This window comes from Paenochrobactrum pullorum (assembly GCF_041929845.1).
GTDB lineage: Bacteria > Pseudomonadota > Alphaproteobacteria > Rhizobiales > Rhizobiaceae > Paenochrobactrum > Paenochrobactrum pullorum.
In genome coordinates this window covers 718,909-735,183 of the sequence record NZ_JBHEEH010000001.1, presented here as the reverse complement: position 1 = coordinate 735,183, position 16,275 = coordinate 718,909, and the positions used below count along the sequence as shown (strand labels likewise).

The window sequence follows — 16,275 nt, the reverse complement described above, 5'->3', positions numbered from 1 at the left end:
TGTTTTTGTAGTGCGGAAATAATGATCATGAATCTCAAGGTTATGCTGGTTGGTTGCGGGAATATGGGTTTTGCCATGCTGAAAGGCTGGATCAACCAAGATGCATTAAAGGCTGATGATATTTATGTCATTGAGCCAGCTGAAATATTGCGCCAGAAAGCCCAAAGCCTTGGCGTTCATGTGATGGCTGACGCAAATGGTTTAAGCGCGGATTTCGACCCCGCCTTCATCATTTTGGCGGTTAAGCCGCAGGTGATGCCTAACGTTCTGCCTGCCTATCAGCGTTTCGCGCAAAAATCTGCTTTTTTAAGCGTTGCTGCCGGTATTCCGGTTGCACAATTTGAAAAGATTTTAGGTGACGGTACAGCGATCATACGCTGTATGCCGAACACCCCTGCCGCCATTGGTCAGGGCATGATGGTGACTTTTGCAAATAAAAATGTGAATGCCGCACAGGCTGAATTTGTCAAAGCCCTGCTTGGAACCAGCGGAGCAGTTGCAAATATTGACGATGAAACGCAGATGGATGCCGTCACCGCCGTTTCCGGTTCAGGCCCAGCCTATGTGTTTTATTTCATCGAAGCCTTAACAGAAGCTGGCGTGAAGGCCGGTTTACCGCGTGAAACCGCCAGCCTGCTTGCCATGCAGACCATTGCCGGTGCCGGTGCTTTGGCAGCTGCATCAAACGAAGATCCGGCAGAACTGCGCCGTCAAGTCACCAGCCCGAACGGCACCACGGCCGCAGCATTGGATGTTTTAATGGCGGGTGACATGCAAGACATCATCAACAAAGCCGTGGATGCGGCACGCTTACGCTCGGAAGAGTTAGGCCGCGGCTAATTAGAGTGTGTCGCATTTACTCATACCGGCACCCACTTTTCGGAGACATGCTTTAGCGTTTCAATCGCGGTGATGCGGCAATCAATGCTTTGGTAATGGCCGCTCGCGGGTGCTCAAGAATTTCGTCTGCCCGCCCGCGTTCAACAACCGTGCCATCGTCAATCACGGCAATGTGGTGGGCTATTTTCTTAGCCACCGCCAGATCATGGGTGATGAAGAGATACGAGGTTTGGTCTTGCGCCTGAATTTCTTGCAGCAAATCCAAAATATGGGCGCGCACCGATACATCAAGCGAAGCCACTGCTTCATCCAGCACTATGAGATCAGGTTTTGTCGCAATTGCACGGGCAATGGCAATGCGCTGACGCTGCCCGCCCGACACTTCATCCACCCGCCTTGAGGCAATCGCCGGATCAAGCGCCACACGCTCCAGCAATTGCGCGATCAGCGCTTTGCGCTCATCAACCGGCACAATATCATGGATACGCAATGGCTCTTCCAGCAAAGTGCCGACATGCGCATACGGATTAAAAGCCGCTAACGGGTCTTGAAACACCATCTGCATTTTTGCCCGCGCATGGCGCAAAGCCTTGCCTTGCAATGCCAGCCAATCAATATTGTTAAAGGTAATTGAGCCTGTCTGTGGCTTGGCCAAGCGCAACAAAAGCCGTGCCAATGTTGACTTTCCACTGCCCGAACGACCAACCAATGCCAGTGTTTTACCTTGCGTAATTGTCAGATCAACATTGTTTAATACCGGCTTTGTCGCATTGGGAAAGGTAAATTTCAGCCCTTCAGCCTGCAAGATCACATTACCCGTCATTCAGCTTTCCCGTCATCCAGTGTCAGGCAATGGGCAATCAACATCTTGGTGTAGTCATCCTGCGGATGATTGATCACTTGGCGGGTTGCGCCACTTTCAACCAAATGTGCATGGTTGAAAACAGCCAATCGATCAGCAAATTGCGAGGCCAGCGCAATATCATGGGTGATGAAAAGCAAAGTCATCTTTGTCTCTGTGACCAAGCCATCGAGAAGTGCGACAATCTCACCTTGCACAATCGTATCCAATGCACTAGTCGCCTCATCGGCAATCAGCAATTTGGGGTTTCCGGCAATGGCCGCAGCAATGGCGACGCGTTGTTTTTGGCCGCCCGACAACTGATGCGGATAGCGGTTCAATGCAGCTTTCGGCTCCGGTATCTGCACACGGTCGATGAGGTCTGCGGCATGAGACAGCGCTTGGTTTTTGGCCAGCCCATGATGGGTGATAATCACTTCTGCCAGTTGATTGCCGATAGTCATCACCGGATCAAAACTGGCAGATGGATTTTGAAAGATAAAGCCGATATCGCGTCCTGCTTTTGGGCGGCCTTCAAAGCCGAACCAATCAACACTTCCGCTCATGATACTACTTGACGGCAAAAGGCCGGCCAAGCCCAGAGCCAATGTGCTTTTGCCGGAGCCACTCTCGCCGATAATTGCCAGCTTTTCGCCTGTCCTAATATCAAGCGTGATATTTTGCAGCGCATGAACATCACCATAACGCACCGACAGATTGTTGATTTCAGTCAGATTACGCATCACGCTTGAAACCTTCGCCTGTCAGATAAACGCCGATAACGGTCAATACCAGCGCAACACCCGGAACGATGGAAAGGAATGGCGCCGAGCGCAAGACGGTGCGTCCTTCTGAAATCATCGCGCCCCATGTCACGCGGTTAGGATCTCCCAAACCTAAAAAAGACAATGCCGCTTCGGTCAAAATTGCCCCTGCCACAATGACAGGTGCGAGAGCAAAAACCGGTGCCAGCGCATGAGGCAGAATTTGTTTGCAGGCAATTTCCACCGGATGCATGCCGATCACTTTCGCGCTGGCGACAAAATCACGTTCTCGAAGCGATAAAACCTGACCGCGCACCAAACGCGCGGCTTGCGTCCAGCTCGATAAAGTAATCGCCACCACGATCATGCCGATGGAGGGACCAAAAAGACTGACCAGCGCCAATGCCAGCAAGAAACCCGGTATTGTCTGGAATGCCTCAGTAATCCGCATCAAAATATTATCAATCAGACCACCGGCAAAACCGGCGGCAACGCCCACCAGACTGCCGACCAAGATAGCAGAAAAACTAGCGGCCAGTCCGATCAGCAAAGATGTCCGCGCCCCATAAAATAATTGCGCCAGCACATCACGGCCAAGGCGGTCGGTGCCGAGCGGAAAACTATTATTTTCAAAAGGCGACAATAAAGATGTCGCCGCAATACGCAGTGGATCATCGGGATAGATAAATGGTGCCAGCAAAGCTGCCAGTACCAACAGCGCCAGCAAGCCAAGCCCCAACCAAAACTCGATCGACAGGTTGAAAGCTTTGCTCATACTGTTTCTCCGGTGTTGCTAATGCGCGGATCAAGCCATGAGTAAAGAAGATCAATAATAAAATTGACGATAATAACCATCAAGGCACTGACAAGAATAATACCCATCAACAAGGCTGTATCGCGGGCTGTCACTGCCTCTTGCGCCAAACGCCCGAGCCCCGGAATAGCAAAAACGCTTTCAATCACCACCGAACCGCCCAGCATGGTGGCAGCCTGCAGCCCGAGCATGGTCACAAGCGGCAGCAAAGCATTACGCACTACATGCCGCCATAGGATATGGCGCTCGGATATGCCGCGCGCCCGCAATGCCCCGATGAAATCCATCTGCCAGACCTGCCCCATCGCGCTTCGCATGACCCGCAAATAAAGCGCCAGATAAATCATCGACAGCGACAAAACCGGCAAAGTGAGATGGCGCAAAATATCAAAGCCACGCGCCAAGCCATGCTTGCCGGAGGCAATGGTCTCTACCCCGCCAGAGGGAAACCAGCGCAAAGTAATTGAGAAGTAGATAATCAGCACTAAAGCCAGCCAAAAACCCGGAACCGCATAAAGCGCCAAGGAAGCGGCTGACAAAAAACGATCGCGAAAACTACCAGGTCTCGCTCCGGCATAAATGCCGAGCAGTGAGCCGATAAAAAACGACAAAGCCGTGGAGGCACCCATCAGCAAAAATGTGTTGGGCAAACGCTCCAGAATAATATCGAGAATAGGACGTGAGAAAGCAACTGACCAGCCAAGATTGCCCTGCGCCAGACTGGTGAGATAGGTGATCAAGCGTTTGAAAAGCGACTGATCCAAGCCCCATTGGGCGCGTAATTCATCCATCATCGCCGCGTCACCGCCAAGCGACACAGCATAAGCATCCACCGCATCACCCGGTGCTGCCTCCATCAACAAAAATGCGCCGATGACGACAACCAGCAGCACAATAAGGCTGCAGGTTAATCGGCTCATCAGGCGTCTCACTCGTTGAGAGCGTATAAGGGGCTGATTGGATGTCACGCCTGCTCAATTCTCAAAATGCTATCAGCCTTTAATTTTGCCAGTCTTTACTATGATCAGCCGTTAATCCTGCTTCAACCACACATTCGACCAGTTTGACGTCGCCCAGCGCGGATTGTCGGCAATATTTTGCACACGGTCACGTGCAACTGTAATAAAGCCCCATTCTGCCACATTGATCAATGGCAGATCATCTTCAACCAATGCCTGAAACTGGTGATAAAGCTCGGTGCGTTCTGCTTCATCAATGGTTTTTGCCGCTGTCGCGATAATTTTATCCATTTCTGCATTGGCATAGCCGCCTTGATTGGAGAACGGAACGCCAGCAGGTAAACCGCTTTCCATCAGAATTGTTGTCGAAATAGCCGGATCACCACGATAGACCGGTGGCGCTACCGCCAGATCAAAATCATGATCGGTATAAACTGCCTTTTGATGTGCAGCGGAATCATTATTCACCAAGCGTGCATCAATGCCGATGGCCGCCAAAGCCTGACGCAAATAATCGCCAAATTGTCTGGTTTCATTGAAATAAGGGGCTGGCAATAATTTCAGCGAGAAACGCACGCCGTCACTGCCACGTTTATAACCGGCATCATCAAGCAGCTGATTGGCCTTTGCCACGTCAAATGGATAGCTCGCCACTTTATCAGTATAGAATTGTTTGTCATAGCGCGGTACAGGTCCCGTTGAACTTTGCGCATAGCCCAAAAAGATCGTGTTGACGACAAAATCACGGTCGAAGGCATGGGCAATGGCACGACGCACATTTACATCCGCCAGCTCTTTGCGGCGATGGTTTATTTCCACCACCAACTGATAGGTCAGTGCCTCATAACCTTCAGAGATAACACGCAACCCCGGCACTTTTCCAATGCGTGCCAAGTCTGCCAGCGGCACGGCAGAAAACGCCGCCAGATCAATTTCTTCCGCTTCCAAGGCGCCCGCTGCGGCAGAGCGATCCGCCAGCACGCGATAGATAATTTCATCTAAATAAGGTTCGCCCTCGCCCCAGTAATTTTCATTGCGGGTCAAGCGATAATATTCACCGGCCTTATGTTCGGCATATTTAAACGGCCCAGTGCCGACCAACTGCTCATTAGCCGGATTAGCGGCAATATCGGTACCGGCAAAAATATGTGCAGGCAACACACTGCTTAAAGCCGGCAGTGCATTGCGGATGAGCTGAAACGGCGTTGGCGCAGAAAATTTAAAGATCGCGGTATGTTCATCCGGCGTTTCAACAGCTTCCAGATCCTTGAAAACCACACGGCCCAGATTTTGTAACTTTTTCCAAACTTCCAATGCAGAGAATGCAACATCGGCAGAGGTAAACGGTTTGCCGTCATGCCAGGTAACATTTTCGCGTAATTTGAATGTCGCGCTCAAACCATCATCCGAACCTTGCCATGAAACGGCAAGGCGCGGCTCCAAGCCATTTTCGCCGTCAAACGAAGCTTCCGCCAAAGGTTCAATAACTTTACTGGCGACAAAGAACACACCATTGGATGCAACAATTGCAGGATTGAGATTACGCGGCTCTGAATCTGCCGCCACCACCAAACGGCCACCACGCGTTACCGCCTCACTCTGGGCAAATACGTTGCTGCTCAAAGAAGTGGACGCCAAAAGCGCTGATGCGCCAATCAAAAAAGAACGCCGTGACAGGATTAAATCGCGCATAATCTTTAGATTCCCCACATATAAAAGGCAGATACACTATCGGCCACATTATTGCCTTATAGCTGTACCGTCCAAATCAAAAGTGCCATAGCAAAATACTGCTTTTTTCACGCATTTAGATGGTCCGGTTTTGATACAATATTCCAGCCGGAAAACATGTCTTAACATCTTGTTTACTATCTGCAATCAGTGCTGAAAAGCAAAAATATCCTAGTCTAAACCATTATAAGAGTTGGCTTTACCTATTTACAAAAGTCCTCTTTTTTGTTGCGCGAAAGCTTATAAACGCGTTTAATTATCCGTGTCGGCAACTGGCCGGATTATAAACTGAAAGGCATTGCCGCAACGAAACTTCCTATAGCACACCAGAAGAGAGGACACGAAATGACGCATTTAATGACAAGTTTGCTGCCCCCGCTTCATGAAGGTCATGCACCGATTTATCTTCATCAGGCTTTTCACCATGCAATTGAAGCTTACGAAGACTGGGAAAGCGGTCAGGCCGAACCAAGTGTGATCATTAACGGAAAGCCAACCCGCATCAGTGTTATTTTCAGACGCCTTTGGAATTGCAATGATATCATTCCCAATCACACATTAGATGCGATGCGTGATGTGGTGCCATATACCTATGTTGGCGCCAATGAATGGAACACGATTGAACGTTTTTCCCACGGGTCGCGTATCATGCGTTTTGTGCTGCAAACCAGAAGAGCGCCCCATCTACCATTGGTTATCTATCTATAATCAAAAGCAGCAATTGTCGGGAAAGCGGTTCTTTCAAACCGCTTTCTTGTTTTTTCAACAACACTTGGCTATCTAAACTGAACAAACATCACGTCAGGATAGAGCTGCCATGCAGATCAAAGCTTTTATCATCCATCTGCATCGCGCCACTGACCGCCGTGGGCAAGTTGATTATTTGCGCCAACAATTGCCGGTTGCGACCGAAATTCTCGACGCAGTTGATAATAAAGATTTATCCGAACAAGATATTGCACACGCCTATCAGCGCCGCCTGCACAAACCTTATTATCCCTTCCCGTTAAGCCGCAATGAAATTGCCTGTTTTCTCTCCCATCGCAAAGCATGGCAGGCCATTGTTGATCAAAATCTAGATGCCGGTTTTGTGTTGGAAGATGATGTGGCTTTAACCACCGATTTTGAACCAAGTTTTGCGGTTGCTCAAAAAATACTGCAACAACAGCCGGATTGCTTCATTCGTTTTCCGTTTCGTGACCGTGAAGAAGGCGAGATTGTTGTTCATGACAGCAATGTCAAAGTGCTGCGCCCGCGCCATATCGGCCTTGGCATGGTTGCACAAATTGTCAGTCGGCAAGCAGCCATTAAACTGCTACAAGCAACTGAACAGTTTGACCGTCCTGTCGATACATTTGCCCAGATGAACTGGATCACAGGCGTCGACATGCTCAGCCTGAAACCTGGTGGCGTCGCGGAAATCTCGCGTGATCTGGGCGGCAGCACTATTAAAAATAAAAAAGGTCTGTTTGACAAATTGAAGCGTGAAATCTTGCGGCCGCTTTACCGCAGCCGATTACGCAAGAAAATCGACAGCCTGCCAAAGACTACCGGATAAAGGGTGATTTCGTGTCTGTTCCTATTTTATTGTACCATCAGATTGGCCAATTGCCGCGACGCAAAATGTCCGGACGCAGTCTGATTGTGGACCCAAAATCCTTCTATAGCCAGATGAAATGGCTAAAAAAGCTCGGTTATCGGGGGATCTCCATGCATGAAGGCATGCCCTATATTCGCGGTGAAAAAACCGGTAAAGTGGTGATCATCACTTTTGATGACGGCTTCGTGAATGTCTTGGAAAATGCCGCTCCCGCATTGGCCGAATTTGGCTTTACCGCCACTAATTATTTTGTTGCCAACCAAACCGGCGGCAGCAATGAATGGGATCAGAAATCGGGCGCGCCATATGTCGGTTGTATGACCAAAGAGCAAATCCGCAAATGGGCGGCTCTTGGTCATGAAGTCGGTGCACATACTTTAGACCACGCACGCCTGTCACAATGCTCTGAAGATGAAGCACGCCGTCAGATCACCGACAGCAAGACCATTCTGGAAGATATTTTGGGCGCTGCAGTGCCAAGTTTTGCCTATCCTTATGGTGACAATAATGCGACTCACCGCAAGATTGCGGAAGAAGCAGGCTATGAAAGCGCCACCACAACAGTGCGCCGCCGTGCGATGTCCCAAGACGATCCGTTCGGTATTCCCCGCATTTACATACGCCGCAATGATATATTACCACTATTTTTGTTCAAAACCTTGTTACAACGACGCAAGTAATTTCAAATTTATTAGATAAAACTAATGAACTAGTCCGGATAAAATCAAAACGCAGTGATTTTGATCGAAATCAATGCGTTTATGCCTTTACCCGTGGCAAATTGACCAAGATGTCACAATGGACGCTGCGCTTCAAACGCGCTAATTAAAAGCGAAGAATTAAGGAGCGCATGATGGATTATCGCCGTTTTTTCCAGGAAGCGATTGATCAGTTGCATGCTGAGAAGCGTTATCGTGTTTTTGCTGATATGGAACGTATTGTCGGCAAATTTCCGCGCGCGCTTTGGCGAAATGAAGCAAATGCACGTGAAATCACGATCTGGTGTTCCAATGACTATCTCGGCATGGGTCATCATCCCGACGTAATCAAAGCCATGTGCGACACAGCCAGTAAAGTGGGTACCGGCGCAGGCGGTACGCGTAATATTTCCGGCAACAACCATCCTTTGGTTGAATTGGAAAATGAACTAGCAGACTTGCATGGCAAAGAAGCCGGTTTGGTCTTCACTTCCGGCTTTGTATCCAATGAAGCATCCATTTCCACCATCGCCCGTTTATTGCCTGATTGTCTGATCCTTTCGGATGAGCTTAACCACGCTTCGATGATCGAAGGCGTGCGCAAGTCCGGTTGTGACAAGAAGATTTTCCGTCACAATGATGTTGAACATCTGGAACAATTGCTCAAAGCTGCCGATCCGCATCGCGCCAAGCTGATTGTTTTTGAATCTGTCTATTCGATGGATGGTGACGTTGCGCCAATCGAGCAGATCGCTGATCTGGCCGACAAATACAACGCCATGACTTACATTGATGAAGTCCATGCTGTCGGTATGTATGGCGCGCGTGGCGGCGGTATTACCGACCGCGATAATCTCGCCCATCGCATCGATATTATTGAAGGCACACTGGCAAAAGCTTTTGGTGCACTTGGTGGCTATATCACCGGTTCGCAAGCAATCATTGATGCTGTGCGCTCCTACGCTCCCGGCTTCATCTTCACCACGTCCTTGCCGCCTTCTGTTGCGGCAGCTGCAACAGCATCAATCCGCCATTTGAAGGCGTCGCAAGTCGAGCGTGATATGCAGCAGCGTCAGGCACAACGTGCCAAGGATGTGTTAGCAGCAGCCGGTTTTCCTGTCATGCCGTCCGAAACCCATATCGTACCGATTTTGGTAGGCAATCCTGAGCTTTGCAAACAGGCAACTGATCGTCTGCTGGATGTGCATAATATCTATATTCAGCCGATCAACTACCCGACCGTTCCGCGCGGCACAGAGCGTCTGCGCATCACGCCGACCCCGTTCCATGATGATGCATTGATCGACACGTTGAAAGACGCGCTGACCGAAGTTTGGAATCACTTAGGTATTCCATTTGCCGACAATAGCGCACCTGTTGTTGCCCAATCCGACCGTGTTGTGCCGCTGATGGTTTCCAAAGCCGGCGGCTAATTGAGACGCCTCAAAGAGTTTGAAAAGCCCCGCCTCCAGTGAGAGCGGGGCTTTTTTGTATCTGTAATCATCCAAACAATAAAAAATGGGGCGATCGATCACGACCACCCCGTTATTTCTAACGCACAAGCTTTTGATTAAAGGCTGACAGTGCGAACCCAGCCATGGCTGTCTTCAATTTCACCACGCTGAATGCCAACGAGTTGCGCACGCAATTTTGCAGTCACTTCACCGTCGCCGCTGTTACCAATGGCAAATTCACCACCGCGATAACGAACTGTGCCAATACCGGCAACAACAGCCGCGGTGCCGCAAGCAAATGTTTCACGCAGTTTGCCGCTCTTGGCGTCATTCTTCCATTCTTCAAAGGAATACAGGCGCTCTTCCACTTTCATACCGGCTTCTTTCGCCAATGTAAGAATGGAATTACGGGTAATGCCCGGCAGGATCGTGCCACCAAGTGGAGGGGTCACCAGCGTGTTGTCATCCATGACGAAACAGACATTCATACCGCCAAGTTCTTCAATCCAGCGATGCTCGACAGCATCAAGGAACACAACTTGATCGCAACCGTTTTTAGTGGCCTCTGCTTGCGCAACCAAGCTGGACGCATAGTTGCCGCCGCATTTGGCAGCACCGGTGCCGCCTGGTGCTGCACGAGTATAGTTTTCTGATGTCCAAACGGTAACAGCCTGATAGCCGCCCTTGAAATAAGCACCAACCGGTGAAGCAATCACGCAGAAAATATATTCAAGTGACGGGCGCACGCCGAGGAAGTTTTCGCTTGCAAACATAAACGGACGCAAATAAAGGCTGCCGTCCCCTTCTGGTATCCAGTCTGCATCTGCGCGAACAAGTTCCTCAACCGCTTGAATAAATAAATCTTCCGGAACAGCAGGCATTGCCATACGCTCAGCAGAAAGCGCCATGCGGCTGGCATTCTGGTCAGGACGGAATAATACAACGCCATCTTTGCTGCGGTATGCTTTCATACCCTCAAAAATTTCCTGCGCATAATGTAAAACAGATGCAGCCGGATCAATTGCAAAAGGTGCGCGGGCTTTTACTTCGCCTTTATGCCAGCCTTTTTCTTCGGTCCAGGTCATCACCACCATGTGATCGGTGAATACTTTACCAAAACCCGGATTCTGCATCGCCGCAGCGCGTTCTTCCACCGTTTTGGGAGACGGATGCGGAATATGTGTAAACATAGATGTCGTTGTCATCAAAAAATACTCTTTATAGCACCGAAAGACGAATTATTTTTGAAACTAATCCTCTGCGATCAATGTCGCAAGCCGATACTGACGGATAATTTCTTTATTATTGCGGATATGAAAAAGCCCTGAAAATTTCAGGGCTTTTTCATTCAATCCTTGTCTTTTTTTGCTTATTTCAACCATTTGAGGCTGACAAAAAAAGTTACCAAACAAGCTTGGCTTATTTCTTTGCCAAAAGATCGCGAATCTCTTCAAGCAAAACTTCTTCACGCGGGGCCACTTCCTCTGCAGCCGGCACTTCTTCTTCCGTCTTTTTCATCTTGTTCATGCCCTTGACGACCAAGAACAGAACCCATGCGATAATGAGGAAATTAATGAGAAGCGTGACGAAGTTACCATATGCAATGGTCGCACCAGCTTCACGGGCGGCCGCCAAGGTTGGTTGAGGGGCGCCAGCCAGCTGTACATACATATTGGAGAAATCAATACCGCCGGTGATCAAACCGATGATAGGCATGATAATGTCATTGACAATAGAGTTTACCAATCCACCAAATGCACCGCCGATGATGACACCAATCGCCAGATCGACCATATTACCCCTGAGAGCAAATTCCTTAAACTCTTTCAGCATCATTTTTCTCCGTTAAGGCAGATTAGCCCTGCCACAATACTTAAAACTGCGCACATTTATATCAGTAGATATTTTTAACCACTAAAAAACAACTTTTTAAACTGTTTATCGCCGCGAAGGTTAACGTCGTTTGCATAAAACGCCAATCTCTTCGCTTTCACATCCAACTTAAATAGCTTATCACAGGCATCATATGAAGGGATTTAAAGGGGTAAAACATGCAAGGCTGGGCAGTCATTGGTCTCGCATTTTTATATCTGTTATTGCTTTTTGCTATTGCCAGCATAGGCGACAAACGCTCTACTAAAAAAAGCAGTAAGCCCCGCCCTTATATTTATTCCCTCAGTCTGGCCGTCTATTGCACGTCATGGACATTTTTTGGTTCTGTCGGCATGGCAGCAAACAGCGGACTGGAATTTTTAGGCATTTATATCGGCCCTGTGTTGGTTTTTGTTTTCGGCAACCGCTTTTTACGCCATATTGTTAGGCTGGCGAAGTCCGAACACGTCACCTCCATCGCTGATTTTCTTGCAGCACGATATGGCAAAAGCTTCAGCGTGGCATCTCTTGCAACGCTCATCGCAGCTGTCGGCTCCATTCCTTATATTTCACTGCAATTAAAAGCGGTTTCCGGCAGCGTCGATATGATCGTCAGCAATTATAATCCGGAATTTGACCCATCCGTGTTTATTTTTGGGGATATTTCCCTGGCGGTCGCAGCGGTTCTTGCGCTTTTCGCCATTCTTTTCGGCACCAGACACACTGATGCAACGGAACATCAAGATGGCCTGATTTTGGCAGTCGCGGTTGAAAGTCTGATCAAACTGAGCGCTTTTTTGCTGGTGGGATTGGCCTGCACTTTCTTTTTGTTCGGCTCACCCGAAGCTTTGCTTGATCAAATTTACCACTCACCCGAAGCACTGGGGGCTTTGGAGCATAAAACATTAGCCTCCACATGGATTGTGCATACTCTTCTCAGTGCTTGCGCCGTCATCATGTTGCCGCGTCAATTCCATGTCACTGTTGTGGAAAGCCGAAGTGACAAAGAACTGCACACCGCACGCTGGATGTTTCCCCTCTATCTGATTTTGATCAATATATTTGTTTTGCCGATTGCGCTGATCGGGGTGATGAAGCTCGGCTCGAATGTCAATGCCGATCTTTACGTGCTGGCCTTGCCGCTTTTGGTCAATGCCGACATGATGGCAATTGTAGCTTTTATTGGCGGCTTATCGGCAGCAACCGCCATGGTCATTGTGGCTTGTGTGGCTCTTTCCATCATGATTTCCAATCATTTGGTTTTGCCGTTGCTGATCAAATATTTTATACGCAAAGAACACAAAAAAAAACACGATCTCACGCAAGTTATTCTGATTACCCGCCGTCTGACCATTATTATTATTCTGGGGCTGTCTTTTGCTTATTACCGCGCGACGTCCGATAATGCGCATCTGGCCGCCATCGGCTTCATTTCCTTTGCAGCTATTGCTCAATTTGCGCCCGCACTGATCGGCGGTTTATGGTGGCGCAATGCCAACGGACGCGGTGCCCTGCTCGGCCTTACCAGCGGTTTTCTCGTCTGGGCTTACACATTGCTGATCCCAACCATTGCGCCAGATAATGCCGCACTGCTCATCGATGGGCCATTCGGCATTTCTTGGCTTCGTCCTGATGCTTTGCTCGGCATTGATGCCTTGCCGCTTACCCATGGTGTGATCTGGAGCCTTGCGATCAATACATTCTTCTTTATTGCAGGTTCTTTGTCACGCGCCGCATCGCCGGTCGAGCGCATTCAGGCCAGCATTTTTTTACCGCGCCACGTCATCACCATGCCGACTTTGCGCCGTTTCCGCACTGAAGTAACGGTTGCAGAATTGCGAAGCACTATTGCCAGTTATTTGGGTGCTGAACGCGTTGAACGGGCATTGATGCATTATGAAGACAAACATCAGGAACATTTATCGGCTCATAAAACCATCGATATCAACCTGTTACGTTATGCCGAACAGTTGCTGGGCACCGCGGTTGGTTCTTCTTCTGCACGACTTATTTTATCACTTCTTTTGCATCGCAAAGATGGTTCGGCACGCGGTGCGCGGCAATTGCTGGATAATGCCTCTGAAGCGTTGCAGCAAAACCGCGATTTGCTGCAAATTGCGCTTGATCAAATGCCGCAAGGGGTAACCGTTCTTGACAAAGATTTGCGCATCACCTGCTGGAATCGCCAATTCCGCCAGCTGTTAAGCCTTCCCGATGAGGTAATCCAAGTCGGTTTTCCTATTTCCACCATTTTGGAGTATCTTGACCAGCGTGGCGATATTCCCGTCAGTGAACGTGCCGCTATCATCCGCTCCTTCGGACGCGCCAATCAGGTCTGGCGCTTTCAGATCCGTTCAACCAGAAGAACCTTGGAAATCCGTTCCAACCCGATGCCAGATGGTGGATTGGTTGCCTCCTACACCGATGTCACCGATAGTGTCGAGGCCGAAACCATCCGCCAGCGCGCTAATGAAATTCTGGAGCAACGCGTTGCCGACCGCACGGCTGAATTGACTTCCGTCAATCAGGAGCTTGCCCATGCCCGTGCTCTGGCTGAGCAGGCTAACTTGGGTAAAACACGGTTTTTGGCAGCGGTCGGCCATGATATTTTGCAGCCACTCAATGCGGCGCGCCTTTACAGCACGCTGCTGAGTGAAAAACTCATCCACACCGAATATAGCGAATTTGCCGAGAATATTAATTCTTCGCTCGAATCGGTGGAGGCGATTTTGGGGTTGGTGCTGGATATTTCACGGCTTGATACGGGAACCTTAAAACCGGAGCCATCCGTTTTCCGGCTGGATGCGCTGATGAAACAAGTGGCCAAGGACTTTGCGCCTCTGGCCAAAAATCGCGGTCTGCAATTGCGGGTTATCCCAAGCAGTGTCACCATTAAAACCGACCGAAACATGTTGCGCCGTTTACTACAAAACCTGATTTCCAACTCGATCAAATACAGCCATACCGGCAAGATTATATTCGGTGTGCGCCGGCGCGGCACTCATGTTGATTTGCAAGTGCTTGATAGCGGTATCGGGATTGCACCGGATAAACTGGCTGCCGTTTTTCAAGAATTTACCCGCCTTGATGAAGGTGCGCGCGTGGCCGAAGGCTTGGGGCTCGGCCTTTCCATCGTGGACCGGATCGGCCAAGTGCTTGCTCTGCCGATCAGCCTATCATCCATCGTTGGACGGGGCACAGTTTTCACTATCTCGCTTACTTTATGCAACGAGACAATTGAACCGGATCAACAGCAAGTGACGCAGCCAGTCAATGCACTCAATTCATTACAGAATATGCGGGTGCTCTGTCTTGATAATGACGCGAAAATTTTAGGCGGCATGCAAGCGCTGCTTGGCAATTGGGGCTGCCATATCGAAAGTATCCGCAACCATAGCGATCTGATTTTCTACTGCCATCATTCAAAAAAACCGCCGCATATAATCGTGGCCGACTATCATCTGGAGCAAGGTAACGGTTTGGAAATTATTGATTATGCCAGAAAATATTTTGCCAAACATATGAACTGCCCGTTCATTCCGGCAATTTTATTGACCGCTGACCGCTCACCGGAAGTGCGGGCCGAGGCGGATGAAAAGCAGGTCATTATTTTAAACAAACCGCTCAAACCAGCCGCCTTACGCAGCCTGCTTTCCAAATATGCACCGCGATAAGACCGCAATATTTTAAGAACGCAAACTTTCCGCGCCGATTTTAGACAAAACAATCACGGCTTGTGTGCGGCTGTCAACATTGAGCTTTTGTAAAACGGCCGATACATGCGCCTTAACAGTTGCCTCCGAGACCGACAATTCATAAGCAATCTGCTTATTCAAGAGCCCTTCGCCCAACATGGTCAACACCCGCATTTGCTGCGGTGTCAGAGTGCGGATACGTTGCAATAAGTCACGCGTTTCGTCATCTGATTCGGCGGTGATTTCCATGTCTTCCGGCACCCAAATATCACCATTCAAAACAGCTTGCACCGCTTCGCCGATACCATCCATGCTGGTGGATTTTGGAATAAAACCGGAAGCGCCAAGTTCAAGCGCTCTTGAGATCGTCGCGCTATCATCCGTACCGGACACAATAATGACAGGCAGTGCCGGTTGCAGCGCTTTCATTGCAATCAACCCCGCCAAGCCGGTGCCGCCCGGCATAGTCAAATCCAACAACAACAGATCAAGATCGTCCTGATCTTTTACAATTTGAACAACGGATTCAAAATCTCCCACCTCAGTGATGCTCACTTTAGCGGAAACGGCTTCTAAGACCTGCCTCAATGCGCCACGAAACAGTGGATGATCATCAGCAATAATAAATTTTAAGTGCATTCGCAGTCATTACTCTTGGTTTTCGATGGGTTCAGCATAGGATTTGCCGTCGTGACAGCTGGTTAATGCAGTACCATCATTCCATGATTAGCTGTTTTTTGACCAGGAATCACGGCCATAAACTTGCTGGCACATATTCAAATCATAGCGTTTGGCATATCAAAGCCCGCAGGTGACAAGCATTAAACAGCAACAACTGTCCACACGACTTTATAGGCACCTCAATGCGAAGCTGATTTCAAACATTTTTGCCTGATACGAGAACCCCTTCCCCACTTAACATGAGCTTATTAAAGTATTTTTCAGCATTTTTTTCAAGTCATTCATTATAATACACATCACAACACGCCATATAGTATATTTTTCGC

The 16,275-nt window shown here is 49.0% G+C and carries 14 protein-coding genes; 6 read left to right on the top strand and 8 right to left on the bottom strand.

Annotated features, from left to right (window positions below; genetic code table 11):
* The first annotated feature begins 27 nt into the window (after positions 1–27).
* A complete protein-coding gene (gene proC / locus JNC77_RS03430; protein ID WP_374829441.1) occupies positions 28–840 on the top strand; it encodes a pyrroline-5-carboxylate reductase in 813 nt (270 codons plus the stop codon).
* Between the two features lie 52 nt (positions 841–892).
* Here the strand turns inward: proC and JNC77_RS03425 are convergent, their stop codons facing one another.
* The 5 genes from JNC77_RS03425 to JNC77_RS03405 form a co-directional block, all read right to left on the bottom strand.
* On the bottom strand, positions 893–1,663 hold the full coding sequence (locus JNC77_RS03425) for an ABC transporter ATP-binding protein (RefSeq protein WP_374829439.1): 771 nt from the start codon (positions 1,661–1,663) through the stop codon (positions 893–895).
* Positions 1,660–2,424 carry an ABC transporter ATP-binding protein gene (locus JNC77_RS03420; RefSeq protein WP_374829437.1) on the bottom strand — a complete coding sequence of 255 codons (765 nt, stop codon included), beginning with the start codon at positions 2,422–2,424 and terminating at the stop codon, positions 1,660–1,662. Before JNC77_RS03420 ends, JNC77_RS03425 begins: the two co-directional genes overlap by 4 nt.
* On the bottom strand, positions 2,417–3,220 hold the full coding sequence (locus JNC77_RS03415) for an ABC transporter permease (RefSeq protein ID WP_374829435.1): 804 nt from the start codon (positions 3,218–3,220) through the stop codon (positions 2,417–2,419). Before JNC77_RS03415 ends, JNC77_RS03420 begins: the two co-directional genes overlap by 8 nt.
* Positions 3,217–4,179 carry an ABC transporter permease gene (locus tag JNC77_RS03410; RefSeq protein ID WP_374829433.1) on the bottom strand — a complete coding sequence of 321 codons (963 nt, stop codon included), beginning with the start codon at positions 4,177–4,179 and terminating at the stop codon, positions 3,217–3,219. The genes JNC77_RS03415 and JNC77_RS03410 overlap by 4 nt, the downstream gene beginning before the upstream one ends.
* A 111-nt stretch (positions 4,180–4,290) precedes the next feature.
* A complete protein-coding gene (locus JNC77_RS03405) occupies positions 4,291–5,910 on the bottom strand; it encodes an ABC transporter substrate-binding protein (protein WP_374829431.1) in 1,620 nt (539 codons plus the stop codon).
* A gap of 384 nt (positions 5,911–6,294) precedes the next feature.
* On the opposite strand from JNC77_RS03405, the gene JNC77_RS03400 reads away from it, so the two are divergent.
* The 4 genes from JNC77_RS03400 (at position 6,295) to hemA (ending at position 9,680) form a co-directional block, all read left to right on the top strand.
* On the top strand, positions 6,295–6,657 hold the full coding sequence (locus JNC77_RS03400) for a BRA0787 family protein (protein WP_374829429.1): 363 nt from the start codon (positions 6,295–6,297) through the stop codon (positions 6,655–6,657).
* A gap of 109 nt (positions 6,658–6,766) precedes the next feature.
* The gene (locus tag JNC77_RS03395; RefSeq protein WP_374829427.1) at positions 6,767–7,507 is read left to right on the top strand and encodes a glycosyltransferase family 25 protein; all 741 of its coding nucleotides are present in this window, start codon (positions 6,767–6,769) and stop codon (positions 7,505–7,507) included.
* Positions 7,508–7,518: 11 nt separating this feature from the next.
* A complete protein-coding gene (locus tag JNC77_RS03390; protein WP_374829425.1) occupies positions 7,519–8,229 on the top strand; it encodes a polysaccharide deacetylase family protein in 711 nt (236 codons plus the stop codon).
* A gap of 173 nt (positions 8,230–8,402) precedes the next feature.
* Positions 8,403–9,680 carry a 5-aminolevulinate synthase gene (gene hemA, locus JNC77_RS03385; protein WP_374829423.1) on the top strand — a complete coding sequence of 426 codons (1,278 nt, stop codon included), beginning with the start codon at positions 8,403–8,405 and terminating at the stop codon, positions 9,678–9,680.
* A 137-nt stretch (positions 9,681–9,817) separates the two neighbouring features.
* Here hemA and JNC77_RS03380 read toward each other — a convergent pair whose 3' ends face one another.
* Together JNC77_RS03380 and mscL are read right to left on the bottom strand one after the other, a co-directional pair.
* Positions 9,818–10,906, bottom strand: a complete 1,089-nt coding sequence (locus JNC77_RS03380; RefSeq protein WP_374829421.1) for a branched-chain amino acid aminotransferase — start codon at positions 10,904–10,906, stop codon at positions 9,818–9,820.
* A gap of 214 nt (positions 10,907–11,120) precedes the next feature.
* On the bottom strand, positions 11,121–11,534 hold the full coding sequence (gene mscL / locus JNC77_RS03375; protein WP_374829419.1) for a large conductance mechanosensitive channel protein MscL: 414 nt from the start codon (positions 11,532–11,534) through the stop codon (positions 11,121–11,123).
* Positions 11,535–11,752: 218 nt separating this feature from the next.
* Between mscL and JNC77_RS03370 the strand changes: the two genes are divergently transcribed.
* Positions 11,753–15,247 (top strand): hybrid sensor histidine kinase/response regulator, encoded by a 3,495-nt coding sequence (locus JNC77_RS03370; RefSeq protein WP_374829417.1) that lies wholly within the window; start codon positions 11,753–11,755, stop codon positions 15,245–15,247.
* A gap of 12 nt (positions 15,248–15,259) precedes the next feature.
* On the opposite strand, the gene JNC77_RS03365 is transcribed toward JNC77_RS03370, so the two are convergent.
* Complete coding sequence (locus JNC77_RS03365) at positions 15,260–15,907, bottom strand: response regulator (RefSeq protein WP_374829415.1); 648 nt, start codon at positions 15,905–15,907, stop codon at positions 15,260–15,262.
* Between the last annotated feature and the right edge of the window lie 368 nt (positions 15,908–16,275).

Coding starts and splice junctions, on each gene's coding strand:
- JNC77_RS03410 (WP_374829433.1), bottom strand. CDS start 4,179: ATGAGCCGATTAACCTGCAGCCTTATTGTGCTGCTGGTTGTCGTCATC.
- mscL (WP_374829419.1), bottom strand. CDS start 11,534: ATGCTGAAAGAGTTTAAGGAATTTGCTCTCAGGGGTAATATGGTCGAT.
- JNC77_RS03425 (WP_374829439.1), bottom strand. CDS start 1,663: ATGACGGGTAATGTGATCTTGCAGGCTGAAGGGCTGAAATTTACCTTT.
- JNC77_RS03370 (WP_374829417.1), top strand. CDS start 11,753: ATGCAAGGCTGGGCAGTCATTGGTCTCGCATTTTTATATCTGTTATTG.
- hemA (WP_374829423.1), top strand. CDS start 8,403: ATGGATTATCGCCGTTTTTTCCAGGAAGCGATTGATCAGTTGCATGCT.
- JNC77_RS03380 (WP_374829421.1), bottom strand. CDS start 10,906: ATGACAACGACATCTATGTTTACACATATTCCGCATCCGTCTCCCAAA.
- JNC77_RS03420 (WP_374829437.1), bottom strand. CDS start 2,424: ATGCGTAATCTGACTGAAATCAACAATCTGTCGGTGCGTTATGGTGAT.
- JNC77_RS03365 (WP_374829415.1), bottom strand. CDS start 15,907: ATGCACTTAAAATTTATTATTGCTGATGATCATCCACTGTTTCGTGGC.
- JNC77_RS03395 (WP_374829427.1), top strand. CDS start 6,767: ATGCAGATCAAAGCTTTTATCATCCATCTGCATCGCGCCACTGACCGC.
- JNC77_RS03405 (WP_374829431.1), bottom strand. CDS start 5,910: ATGCGCGATTTAATCCTGTCACGGCGTTCTTTTTTGATTGGCGCATCA.
- JNC77_RS03415 (WP_374829435.1), bottom strand. CDS start 3,220: ATGAGCAAAGCTTTCAACCTGTCGATCGAGTTTTGGTTGGGGCTTGGC.
- JNC77_RS03400 (WP_374829429.1), top strand. CDS start 6,295: ATGACGCATTTAATGACAAGTTTGCTGCCCCCGCTTCATGAAGGTCAT.
- proC (WP_374829441.1), top strand. CDS start 28: ATGAATCTCAAGGTTATGCTGGTTGGTTGCGGGAATATGGGTTTTGCC.